The sequence below is a fragment of the Paenibacillus sp. NPDC057934 genome, from assembly GCF_042887565.1.
Classification (GTDB): domain Bacteria; phylum Bacillota; class Bacilli; order Paenibacillales; family Paenibacillaceae; genus Paenibacillus_AQ.
In genome coordinates this window covers 108,657-119,774 of record NZ_JBHVPB010000013.1, presented here as the reverse complement: position 1 = coordinate 119,774, position 11,118 = coordinate 108,657, and the positions used below count along the sequence as shown (strand labels likewise).

Annotated in this window: 14 protein-coding genes; all 14 read left to right on the top strand. The window is 40.0% G+C overall.

Going from position 1 to position 11,118, the window contains the following annotated elements:
* Nucleotides 1-84 precede the first annotated feature (84 nt).
* The 14 genes from ACFVRY_RS25930 to ACFVRY_RS25865 all read left to right on the top strand — a co-directional run bounded on the left by ACFVRY_RS25930 (nt 85) and on the right by ACFVRY_RS25865 (nt 11,096).
* Entirely contained in the window at nt 85-486 is a 402-nt protein-coding gene (locus tag ACFVRY_RS25930; protein WP_387503244.1) for a TIGR03826 family flagellar region protein, read from the top strand.
* A gap of 108 nt (nt 487-594) precedes the next feature.
* Nucleotides 595-882 carry a flagellar biosynthesis anti-sigma factor FlgM gene (gene flgM / locus ACFVRY_RS25925; protein ID WP_387503185.1) on the top strand — a complete coding sequence of 96 codons (288 nt, stop codon included), beginning with the start codon at nt 595-597 and terminating at the stop codon, nt 880-882.
* 12 nt (nt 883-894) lie between these two features.
* Complete coding sequence (locus ACFVRY_RS25920; RefSeq protein ID WP_387503184.1) at nt 895-1,395, top strand: flagellar protein FlgN; 501 nt, start codon at nt 895-897, stop codon at nt 1,393-1,395.
* Nucleotides 1,396-1,412: 17 nt separating this feature from the next.
* The gene (flgK, locus tag ACFVRY_RS25915) at nt 1,413-2,969 is read left to right on the top strand and encodes a flagellar hook-associated protein FlgK (RefSeq protein ID WP_387503183.1); all 1,557 of its coding nucleotides are present in this window, start codon (nt 1,413-1,415) and stop codon (nt 2,967-2,969) included.
* Nucleotides 2,970-2,992: 23 nt separating this feature from the next.
* Nucleotides 2,993-3,901, top strand: coding sequence for a flagellar hook-associated protein FlgL (gene flgL / locus ACFVRY_RS25910; protein ID WP_387503182.1), 909 nt, complete (start codon nt 2,993-2,995; stop codon nt 3,899-3,901).
* Between the two features lie 88 nt (nt 3,902-3,989).
* Nucleotides 3,990-4,412 carry a flagellar assembly protein FliW gene (locus tag ACFVRY_RS25905; protein WP_387503181.1) on the top strand — a complete coding sequence of 141 codons (423 nt, stop codon included), beginning with the start codon at nt 3,990-3,992 and terminating at the stop codon, nt 4,410-4,412.
* On the top strand, nt 4,412-4,636 hold the full coding sequence (csrA, locus tag ACFVRY_RS25900) for a carbon storage regulator CsrA (protein WP_387503179.1): 225 nt from the start codon (nt 4,412-4,414) through the stop codon (nt 4,634-4,636). Before ACFVRY_RS25905 ends, csrA begins: the two co-directional genes overlap by 1 nt.
* A gap of 39 nt (nt 4,637-4,675) precedes the next feature.
* Nucleotides 4,676-5,419, top strand: coding sequence for a glycosyltransferase family 2 protein (locus ACFVRY_RS25895; RefSeq protein WP_387503178.1), 744 nt, complete (start codon nt 4,676-4,678; stop codon nt 5,417-5,419).
* A gap of 160 nt (nt 5,420-5,579) precedes the next feature.
* A complete protein-coding gene (locus tag ACFVRY_RS25890; protein ID WP_387503243.1) occupies nt 5,580-6,350 on the top strand; it encodes a flagellin N-terminal helical domain-containing protein in 771 nt (256 codons plus the stop codon).
* Between the two features lie 158 nt (nt 6,351-6,508).
* Nucleotides 6,509-6,868 carry a flagellar protein FlaG gene (locus ACFVRY_RS25885; protein ID WP_387503177.1) on the top strand — a complete coding sequence of 120 codons (360 nt, stop codon included), beginning with the start codon at nt 6,509-6,511 and terminating at the stop codon, nt 6,866-6,868.
* 34 nt (nt 6,869-6,902) lie between these two features.
* Nucleotides 6,903-8,357, top strand: coding sequence for a flagellar filament capping protein FliD (gene fliD / locus ACFVRY_RS25880; RefSeq protein WP_387503175.1), 1,455 nt, complete (start codon nt 6,903-6,905; stop codon nt 8,355-8,357).
* A gap of 18 nt (nt 8,358-8,375) precedes the next feature.
* The gene (gene fliS, locus ACFVRY_RS25875) at nt 8,376-8,762 is read left to right on the top strand and encodes a flagellar export chaperone FliS (RefSeq protein WP_387503174.1); all 387 of its coding nucleotides are present in this window, start codon (nt 8,376-8,378) and stop codon (nt 8,760-8,762) included.
* Nucleotides 8,762-9,100: a hypothetical protein gene (locus ACFVRY_RS25870; RefSeq protein WP_387503172.1), complete on the top strand. Its 339-nt coding sequence runs from the start codon at nt 8,762-8,764 to the stop codon at nt 9,098-9,100. The genes fliS and ACFVRY_RS25870 overlap by 1 nt, the downstream gene beginning before the upstream one ends.
* Before the next feature lie 22 nt (nt 9,101-9,122).
* Entirely contained in the window at nt 9,123-11,096 is a 1,974-nt protein-coding gene (locus ACFVRY_RS25865; RefSeq protein ID WP_387503171.1) for a tetratricopeptide repeat-containing glycosyltransferase family 2 protein, read from the top strand.
* Nucleotides 11,097-11,118 lie beyond the last annotated feature (22 nt).

Genomic DNA, 11,118 nt, shown 5'->3' with positions numbered 1-11,118 from the left:
GACGAATGCTCTTCAATCATGTAATCTAGGAGCATAAGAATTGTAATGTTTGCACAAAATGTATGGGAGGAGCGGCTGCTTTTTATGAATCTCGACAATTGTCCAAGGTGCGGCCGGTTATACGTCAAGAATCTCATGGAGCTATGCCAGCCCTGTATCAAGGAACTGGAGCATGAATATGAGATCTGCGTAATTTACTTGCGAGAGAATAGAGGAACTAACATTCAGGAATTGTCCGATGCCACGGGGATTTCCATTAAAGAGATTACCCGCTTTATTCGGGAAGGTAGGATTTCCATAGCTAACGCACCCAATATGGTGTATCCATGCGAAGTATGCGGAACCCTGATTAGGGAAGGCCATATGTGTGACAGTTGCCGCAATCGTCTGCGGAAGGATCTCACTAATGCCGCCAAGGAAAGCGCCGCTGCAGATTCCGGTCATTCTCAAGAGGGTGCATACCGCGCTATAGATAAGCTCCGTTAGCCTTAAATCTGCAAAAAAACGTTTGCAGCTATAAAGAATGTTTCAACACACGCCGATAAACTTAGTAAAGATTATCGGCTTTTTTATTTTAGAAAGAAGGTGGCAGTTATGAAAATTAACGAGACCGGACGAATTAACGCGATTAACCCCTATCAACGGAGTGCCGAATCGCAAAGGCAGGAACAAATGAAGAAAAATTCGCGCAAGGATGAGGCTACCTTTTCTGATGAAGCCTTGAAGCTCTTGCAGGCTCAGAACAGCGGTAAGGTAGATGCTGACCGCGCCGTTAAGATTGAAAGCTTGAAACAGCAGGTCTCCGCTGGAACTTATCAAGTAGACGCAGCCAAACTCGCAGAGAAACTCGCCCCCTATTTTAAGCAATCCTCCGAGAATTAGGTGAATTCATCCATGGCATTGACAACATTGATCGAACTGCTGGAGCGGCTGAACGAGGTGCATATCCAGATGCTGGATTTGGCCGCTACCAAGAAGCAGGCAATTATGGAGAATAAGATTGAGATGCTGATTCAAATTATTAATAAGGAATCCAAGCAGATGAAAACAATTGAGCAGTTAGAAGAAGAACGTGCGCAAGCGATTTATGCATTTTTGCAGGGCGCAGGCATTCGTTCGAATCTTAACCTCAATCTGTCCGAACTGTCGCGACTTGTGTTCGATCTGGATGAGAAGCAAAGGCTGTTACATATTCAGAGGAAACTTGCTGGAACACTTCAGCAGTTGAAAGAGGCCAATGCGCTTAATCAACAATTGATCCAACAATCGCTCTCTTATATTGATTTTTCAATTGAAAGCATGTCCTATTATTCAGAGACCGAAGCAACTTATCATCATCCGGCAGAAAAATCAGGTGGAGTACAGCGCTCTGGACTGTTTGATACCCGTGCCTAATTATGGAGGAATAAAAGATGACCTCGACATTTCATAGTATAGAAACCGCTAAGCGAAGCCTGAATACCCATACAGCTGCACTAAATACAACTGGGCATAATATCTCTAATGCTAACACAGAGGGGTATTCCAGACAAATTGTAAAAATGAATGCTTCTCTCCCTATGGAGGCTTATGGGTTTTTACGCACAACTGCAGCCGGACAAATGGGTACAGGTGTTGAATTCAAATCCATTGAGCGTGTAAGACAAAGTTTTTTGGATGATCAGTACCGCAATGAAAATTCTAATCTTGGTAATTGGAATATCCGTCACGATTCTTTACAGAAACTTGAATCTATAATGAATGAGCCTTCCGATACTGGCCTCCGCAAAGTGCTAGATAACTTTTGGAATGCTTGGTCTGACTTGAGTAAGGATCCTGAGAATATTACCAACCGTAAAATTGTAAAAGAGACTACTCAGGCGCTTACAGACGCTATGAACCAGGTTAATACACAATTGGATGCTTTAACTTCAGACCTTACTAGTAACATTACTTTAAAGGTTTCTGAAACCAATTCATTATTGCAGACGGTAGCCGATCTTAATTCGAATATTATCAAGCTGGAAGGATTAGGTCAAAACCCGAATGATTTGCGTGATCAGCGGGATCTAGCCATTGACAAGCTCTCGAAAATCGCCAATGTTCAGGTTAACCAGCTCAGCGATGGGTATCAGGTGACACTGGGTGGGCAGTTAGTCGTTACAGGCAATGAAGTAACTCCTGTGACAGCTGACGGACTGAAAGCAGCCTATGATAGTGGGACGCTATCAGGCGGTGAAGTAGCTGGAATGTTCATGTCTAGAGATAAATATGTTACAGACTATAAGAATCAAATGAACCAGCTGGCTGATTCAATAGCGAACGGGGACGTAGAAGTAGTACTTCCTGCCGGATCAGTTCTCCCAGAAGGTACGGTTTTGAACGGAGTTACCTATTCTGGCGCTGGCAGAACGCTGGCAAGTGATACTAAGGTGACTGTTAAAGGGATTAACGGACTCCTTCAATTAGGATATACGGTTAGTGGTGCTACCCCTGAGAAGGGATTGCCTCTCTTCACATCTAAGGATGGTGGCCCAATTACAGCAGGGAACATTACATTAAATCCAGATATTCAGAAGGATCCTAATAAAATCTCCACTTCGATGCGAGTTGAGAATCCTGGTGCGCCTAATGAGAAGGTGATCATCGGTAACAACGATATGGCATTAATTATGAGTGGGTTAAAGATGGCCAAGTTTGATTTTGGAACTGCATTGTCTGCACCAGGTACTGTAGATGACTACTTCAGATCGATTGTAGGACAGTTGGGTGTTCAGACCCAGGAAGCGGAGCGTCAAAGCAAAAATGCACAGGAACTAACCGAACAGGTTGAACTGAGCAGGCAGTCCGTTAGTGGAGTATCGCTTGATGAAGAAATGTCCGACCTTATAAAATTTCAACATGCCTATAGTGCAGCATCTCGGTTTATGACTGCCTTTGATGAAATGCTTAATAAGCTTATCAACGGAACTGGTCGGGTAGGTCTCTAATCTAAGTAAAGGAGGTCAATGATATGTCTATACGGGTTACCCAAGGTATGATGAGTATGCAGACACTCAACAATCTAAACAAGAATTATAGCAATATGAGCAATATAGAAAATCAAGTCTCTACTGGTCGTAAAATCAACAAGCCTTCTGATGATCCGGTTGGGGTTACGTATGCTCTTCGTTACAGAGCTGAATTAGCATCTAATGAGCAGTTTAAAACGAATGTGGATGCAGCTGTGAGTTGGCTTGATTTTACAGATACAACGATGCAGCAAGCTTCCGAAGTGATGAAACGGTTGAAGGAACTGACCGTACAGGCATCAAGTGAAACAGTACCTCAGTCCGGTCTAGATGCGATAAAACTGGAAGTGGAGCAATTAAAAGAACAGTTGGGTAACATAGGGAATAGCCAAATCCGTGGGAAGTATATTTTTAATGGTCAAAATTATGATCAGCCTCCCTACCAGTTGTCGGGTACTGTAACAAACTTTGCGCAGATTGATACAGACCAAGGAGCAGTGAAATATGCTATTGGCGATCAGTCAACCTTTCAGGTAAGTACATCCGGGAGCGAGTTTTTTGGTGGCTCAACGGACAGTGATAATGTCTTCAAATTAATGGATGATTTGATAACTGCACTTGGAAGTGGGAATTATAGTGGTATAGCTGCCCAATCCGGCAAAATAGAATCTAGAACTGTCAAAATGCAGGCTAGCTTATCTGAAGTAGGTGCGCGAACAAATCGCGTGGAACTAGTCCAAGCGCGCTTAAATGATCAGGAGCTGAATCTGACCACGCTACAATCAAAGACCGAGGATGCGGATATTGCGAGTCTGATGATTAAGGCTACAACCGCACAAACTATATATGAGGCAGCCTTGAAATCATCCGCACAAATTTTACAGCCATCTTTGATGGATTTTATGAGATAGGCTTGATTCTTTGAAATCATGATGAGAAGCTATGGACAAGTTAGCAGTCCATAGCTTCTTTTGTTAGTATTCCGAGGAGGATGAGATTATGACACAAGGACAAATAATTCAAATATATTTTTTCTCCAAAGGCTTGCCCGGATTTGAACAATTAAAGGAATTTTCACTGAAGGAATACAACGATACATTTAGCTTGCTAAGCGCAGTAGACCAACCAGAAGTAACCTTTATTACAGTTAATCCCTTCGAGTTCTATCCAGATTACGAGTTCGTTCTTCCAGAGGATATTATGAAAGAGATTAAAGTGGAGGACGAAGAACAGATCTCTGTGCGCTGTATAGTTACTTGGCATAGTGATCGACTTAAGGTGTCAGTGAATCTGCTGGCTCCACTTATTTTTAATACAGTCGATAGCAAGGCAAAGCAGATAGTACTTCAGAACACAGCATACACAACTAGACATCCTTTATGGTCAGATTCTGCACAAACTGATGAAGGCGGTGAGTCCTGATGTTAGTACTGACACGTAAAAAGGGTGAATCGATCGTCATCCAGAATGATATCGTCGTTACTGTGCTATCTGTTGACGGAGATGTCGTGAAGATTGGTATTTCAGCTCCTAAGGATATTGATATTTATCGTAAAGAGATCTTTGACGCCATCCAGCAGAATAATCAAAATGCAGTTATGGATCTCGAGGCAGTTAAGAAAGCTATGTTGGGATTTAAAGAGTAGGTCTGATTGGAAATATTGCTTTTATGGGAGAGAATATGTATGGGAGTATCGGCTGCTTTGATTGTGAAGGATTCTGAGCGCTGCATGGCACGGTGTTTGGACAGCATTATTGGTGCTGTAGATGAGGTGATAGTGGTGGATACAGGTTCTTCAGATAGAACTATAGCTATCATAGAGTCTTATCAAAACAAACATAATCACGTCAAACTATTTCATTTTGGTTGGATAGATGATTTTTCAGCAGCTAGAAATTACTCTTTATCTAAAGTAACTAATGATTGGGTGTTTGTAGTGGATTCTGACGATGTGTTGCCTCAACAGGATCAGCTTAAAGTTAGAGAGCTTGTTAATAAAATGAACAAGACAAATGAGCAAGCAGTGTTTGATATTGTTTATGATAACACAATTGATGGGGTTATTACTGAATCCATACCTAACGGATATGTACGTTTATTTCCAGCTGTATTGAGATACGAAGATAAAATCCATGAACAGATTTCGTTTGGTAATTTAAAGAGAATCCAAAGCGATATTCATTTGCTTCACGATGGCTATGATTTCAACATAATAGATTTGAAAGAAAAAAAGAAGCGTAACTTAAATATGCTGATTGAAAGTCTGAAAGAAGATAATGAGAATGCTAGGTTATGGCTCCATTTAGGGAGAGAGATGAGTGTTGTGGATAAGGATAAGGCTAGAAGATATTTAGATATTGCTGAAACCAAAGCGAAGAGTGCAGAACTTATAAAGTGGATTCGGCATTCTAAAGAGGATCTGAAATAATTAAATAAAAACGGAGAAGATTTCTGCAATTACTCTAAACAATCTTCCGTTTAAAGTCGATATATATTTTAGAGCGGTAATTCTTCAGGGCGGCCGACCTGTGAAGACGCTAATACCACATGGACGTGGGAACAATACAATTTCAGGGAGGAAATATCAAATGATTATCAACCATAATATTCCAGCATTGAACACTCACCGCAACTTGGGTCTGAACACAACTGCTACAAGCAAAAACATGGAGAAATTGTCTTCCGGTCTACGCATCAACCGTGCCGCTGACGATGCTGCTGGCTTGTCCATCTCCGAATCCATGCGCGGTCAAATCCGTGGTCTCGAGCAAGCTCAACGTAATGCTCAAGACGGTATCTCATACGTACAAACTGCTGAAGGTGCTATGAATGAAGTATCTTCCATGCTGACTCGTATGAAAGAATTGAATGTTCAAAAATCCAGTGGTACTTACAGCTCTAATGACAAGTCGAACATCAATGAAGAGTTGAAAGAACTGGGTGCTCAAATCGACAATATCATGACTAAAACTACCTTTAATGGTATCAGTATTACTAAAGGTGCTACAATTACAGTTAATGATAAGGCGACTGGATCCATTTCAATTGGAGCAATCACTAATACTGACTTTAGTGGATTGAATTCCGCAACCAGCTTGGATGACATCGAGAAGGCAATCAATAGCGTATCGACAGAGCGCTCTAAGTTGGGTGCTGTGCAAAACCGTTTGGAGTACACTTCCAACAACATCGGTACTACAGTAGAGAACTTGTCCGCTGCAGAATCCCGTATTCGTGATACTGACATGGCTAAAGAAATGGTTGCACTTTCCAAGAACAACATCTTGCTGCAAGCTTCGCAATCCATGTTGGCTCAAGCAAACTCTGCTCCACAAGGTATCTTGTCTGTACTTCGTTAATCTGCATAGTATTCCAGAAAGAGGCCTTGAATTTCAAGGCCTCTTTCTTTTTTTCTTAATATTCATTACTACATATTCCCTCCCGATTTTCCGATATATAGATTAACGTACTTGAATCTACTATATGAATACTCACTATATGCGAGGAGGTAGAGTCTTTGAACAACAGAATCGTTACAGGTAATAATACTGCTGCGGGGTCGGGCATCGTATTTCCAACAAAGAGCAGCAGCGAAAATGATGTTTCATTAAAGAGCGCTGAGCCAACTATAGCAGCTGTAAGCCAGCCTGCTGAGAAGGAACAAACGATTAAACAGTTAGAAAAGGCTATCCGGGCAGTACAGGGGCCAGAGAAAACTTTTGAAATTTCAATTCATGAGCAGACACATGCAATTATGGTTAAGGTATTCGACAAGCAATCAGGCGATCTAATTCGTGAAATTCCATCGGAGAAATTACTTGATGTAGCTGCAAATATGATGGAACTAAATGGCCTTATTGTGGATGAAAAAGCTTAAAATTATTAATCAAACATTTAAATAGGAGGTAATTATGAGAATTGGTGGTCTGGCTTCAGGTATGGATACCGATGCTATGGTGAAACAATTAATGAAAGCAGCAAAAGTACCGTTGGATAAATTAAACCAACAAAAGCAGCAGATGGAGTGGAAGCGGGAAGGCTACCGCACTATAAGTACCACCTTGGTTGGTTTTAATGACAAACTGTCGACCTTCAACAAAAGTGACTCCATAAACTCTAAAAAGGCTAACGTTACAGGGGCTTCTAATGTATTAACCGCAACAGCTACCGGAGCGGCAACAAACGCTGTCTTAAATATCAGTGTTACCAGTCTAGCAACGGCTTCTTCCGTTGTATCCACAGGCGGGGTGCCTAAAGCGACCAAAATATCTGAGGTTTATTCTGGTGGACAAAGTAGTATTACAATTGGAACAGCTACAATTAATTTTACAAGTGACGAAACTATTGATTCCTTAGTTAATAAAATCAATAATGATAAGAATACTGGAGTTACGGCGGTGTATGATACTGCTTCGGGTAAATTGTCTTTTACCAGTAGAGAGACTGGTGAAAAAGATATACCGTTATCCGGTGGATTATTAACAAGTTTTGGAATGACAACAGTAAACAAGGGGGAGAATGCTGTTGTTGAGATTAATGGATTGACTACGAAGCAGTCGTCCAACAACTTTACTATCAATGGTGTGAATATTTCCTTAAAGGGAGTTACACCTGCTGGGCAGACAAGCCAAATAGAAGTGTCTCAAGACATAGACAAGATGGTCGATACCATTAAATCTTTTGTAGAATCTTATAATGCTACAATAGCTGCGCTTAATCAGAAGACTTCGGAGGAGCTTTATAGAAAGTTCTTACCGTTAAGCACAGAGCAAAGAGCAGATATGAAAGAGGATGAGATTACTCTTTGGGAGAACAAAGCTAAAAGTGGTATGCTTAGAAATGATACAATTATTAATAAAACTCTTACGGATATGAGATCGGCAATGATAACAGATGTTGTATTACCGGATGGAGTCACCAAAATTAATATGACGCAAATCGGAATTACAACTGGTGGGTACAGTGAAAAGGGGAAACTGATTCTGGATGAAACAAAGCTTCGTAAAGAATTGGCGGATAATCCAGAAAAAGTATATGCCTTATTCGGACAAACCGACAATTCTACAAAAACTGAGTATACCCCCCAAGATGGTATTTTTAATCGACTAAAGAAAGTTGATTCTATAGCACTAAATTCTATGTATGATAAGGCAGGCACATCTCGAGTCAGCAGTGACCTAACTACTGCTTTTATTGTTTCAAGTCAAATGGGGGATCAGCTAAGGGGCTTTGATAACCGGATCGCTGAAATGAATCGAAAACTAACCATGAAGGAAACTCAATATTACAAGCAATTCACAGCAATGGAAAGAGCTATGAATAAGTATAATAGCACATCCTCCAGTTTAACTGGCATGTTATCTTAATAAAGGGAGCGAATTCTTTTGATTACATCACCCCACCAAAAATATCAACAGACTCAATTGCATACAGCTTCTCCAGCACAACTTCTGCTGATGCTTTATGATGGCGCAATTCGTTTCTCCAAAATGGGGATTTCCGCAATTGAAGAGAAAGATTTCGAGAAGGCTAATCTTAATTTGTGTAAGGCCCAAGCTGTTATTCACGAGTTGATCGCAGCTTTGAATTATGACTATCCAATAGCTAAGACACTCTATCAGGTTTATGAGTACATGATTCACCAGCTTATCAGTGCCAATTTGAAAAAAAATACAAATCCAGCTAATGAGGTTGTCTCTTATTTATTAGAATTGCGAGGAGCCTGGGATGCTGCGAATAAATCGTTGAATGCTGCACCGGAACAAATGTAATGAGTGCTATAGATAAGCACTTAGGGCAACTAGAGGAAATAACGTTTGCTTTGCTTCAAAGGGTTGAACTGGTACATTATGAAGAGCTTGAAGCCTTTTCAGAGAAAAGAGAGATGTTGGTTCATCAAATTATAGACTGCAGGGAATTTATTACAGATGAACATAAACAGAGATTATTGGAACTTGGGAAATATGATCAGGTCGTTCTTTCTAAAATGGAGAGCTTCAAGAATGAGGCTAGTAAGTGGCTAACTAAACAAGGTTCAATCAGAGAACAAAAAAATGCTTATGGTGCTTCCTACAGTACGGAAAGTTATTTTATAGACCACAAGAAATAATAAAAAGGTTGGGGTTATTCACATGAAGCGACTTAGCGTTTGTATGATAGTGAAAGACGAAGAGGAGCTGCTGCCCCGCTGCTTAGATAGTGTAACAGGCATTGCAGATGAGATTATTATAGTAGATACTGGTTCAACGGACCGCACCAAACAAATTGCAGAAGAATATTCTGCGAAGCTATACGATTACACTTGGTCTAATGACTTCGCTGCTGCCAGAAATGAGTCGCTTCGCTATGCTTCTGGAAAATGGATATTAGTTCTTGATGCAGATGAGTATTTAGCTAAAGAAGAATACAGTCTGTGGAATGATTTTTTTGAGAAAGAGAAACCTCTAGACTACCTTGCATATACTCTGCCAGTTATCAATTTCACGGGAGATAAAGAATCAGACGATGAGATAACCACAGCACCAGTGACGCGTCTATTTCCTAACTTTAAAGGAATATATTTTGAAAGACCTATTCACGAGCAATTGACTAGAGGCAAACAGGGTGAGCTATTTCATAAAAAAATCACAATGAATATTTACCATACGGGATATCAGACTAAAAGGTTGAATGAAAAAAACAAGCATGAACGTAACATGTCTATTTTTAATGAGCTTAAAAAAAGCGATAGTATGAGTGAGTATGATTGGTTTACTCTGGGCAACCAACATCGGTATGCAAAGAACGAGGATGAGGCTATTAAATGTTATGAACTAGCTTTAGTAGGAGATTCTTCACGGACAGCATGGTACCCGCACTGTTTAATTGGAATTATAAGTTTATACTTTAAACAAAATCGTTGGGATTTAGTTGATGAATGGACCGAAAACCAATTATCAAAATATGCTGACTTTGCTGAGTACCACACAATTAAAGGGATTCAATATGAGACAATGGGTTTTTTTGAAAAAGCAGTAGGCTGTTATCTTGAAGCAATAAGAATCGCAGAACAGCGAGCAAAGAAGAAGCAGGAAATATGGCTTGTTGACCCTATGTACAGCTTCGAGACCCCTGTCCAACAGCTAATTGGAATATACTTTAGACTAAATGACAACAAACAGGCTATTTACTGGTTATCAAAATTACTCCACAAGAACAATAAAAATCCACAAGTGCTGCTAAAACTTGTAGAATGGCTATGCCATTATGAGAGTCAGGAATCGGTAATTAGCTTTTTAAATAATATTTATGATATTAATAACATTTCTGAGTGCAGATTATTGTTTAAAGTATCTCTTGTAATGGGACAAGTGGAGTTGCTTCATTATTATTCACAACGAATGGACTCCGTAAAAGATCTCAGTCCATTGGATCAGATACGTTATGCTGTTATAACTAATGATAAAGAGGCCTGGCTCAATTTCGCTACAACAGAGGCAATCGACGTTGAGACCCAATTGCAACTTTGGGTGCAACTAGCCGTTGGCGCTATAAAGTGGAATAGTCATATTAAGCTTGAAGAAACTACCAGTCAGTTTCAGAAAAGCGCCGTACTCGACTTAACTAAAACTATAATTTCATTCATTAATGAAGAGCCTATTACTGATGAGCAAGCTCTAAGGAATGACTCTGACTCTTTATTTTTAGTGGCTAAGCAGTTGTTCTTAATTAAGGAATATGAGAAATTTGACAAGTTTGTCGAAGCAACAAAAACTCCTGAATTGATCAATCAATTAGCTAACTATTTCTATAATTTATCCCTAACTGAGATGGCGCTTAATTACTACTCTATACTGCTATCTAAACAACAGTTAGATATACCCAGCCTAGTTAATCTGGGGATATACCATGCTAATCATCAGTACTACGAGGATGCTGTTCAATTCCTAGCTGAAGCAGTACGGCAACAACCAACTGCTAAGCATCTGTACTACTCTTTAATTCGATATGCTAACAAAGAAGAAAAACTTGTTTATATAAATCAATTTATAGAGGTATGCCCAGAATATACAAATGTCTCATTCGTGCGTGATTTTTTGATGGAAGAGAAGGAGAAGGCAATTTAGAATGTTGATTCACAAAAAAAGC

Bases quoted from the DNA above. Each gene is read 5' to 3' on its own strand.
- ACFVRY_RS25920 (WP_387503184.1), top strand. From the start codon at position 895: ATGGCATTGACAACATTGATCGAACTGCTGGAGCGGCTGAACGAGGTG.
- ACFVRY_RS25895 (WP_387503178.1), top strand. From the start codon at position 4,676: ATGGGAGTATCGGCTGCTTTGATTGTGAAGGATTCTGAGCGCTGCATG.
- flgL (WP_387503182.1), top strand. From the start codon at position 2,993: ATGTCTATACGGGTTACCCAAGGTATGATGAGTATGCAGACACTCAAC.
- flgM (WP_387503185.1), top strand. From the start codon at position 595: ATGAAAATTAACGAGACCGGACGAATTAACGCGATTAACCCCTATCAA.
- csrA (WP_387503179.1), top strand. From the start codon at position 4,412: ATGTTAGTACTGACACGTAAAAAGGGTGAATCGATCGTCATCCAGAAT.
- ACFVRY_RS25890 (WP_387503243.1), top strand. From the start codon at position 5,580: ATGATTATCAACCATAATATTCCAGCATTGAACACTCACCGCAACTTG.
- ACFVRY_RS25870 (WP_387503172.1), top strand. From the start codon at position 8,762: ATGAGTGCTATAGATAAGCACTTAGGGCAACTAGAGGAAATAACGTTT.
- flgK (WP_387503183.1), top strand. From the start codon at position 1,413: ATGACCTCGACATTTCATAGTATAGAAACCGCTAAGCGAAGCCTGAAT.
- ACFVRY_RS25865 (WP_387503171.1), top strand. From the start codon at position 9,123: ATGAAGCGACTTAGCGTTTGTATGATAGTGAAAGACGAAGAGGAGCTG.
- ACFVRY_RS25930 (WP_387503244.1), top strand. From the start codon at position 85: ATGAATCTCGACAATTGTCCAAGGTGCGGCCGGTTATACGTCAAGAAT.
- fliD (WP_387503175.1), top strand. From the start codon at position 6,903: ATGAGAATTGGTGGTCTGGCTTCAGGTATGGATACCGATGCTATGGTG.
- ACFVRY_RS25905 (WP_387503181.1), top strand. From the start codon at position 3,990: ATGACACAAGGACAAATAATTCAAATATATTTTTTCTCCAAAGGCTTG.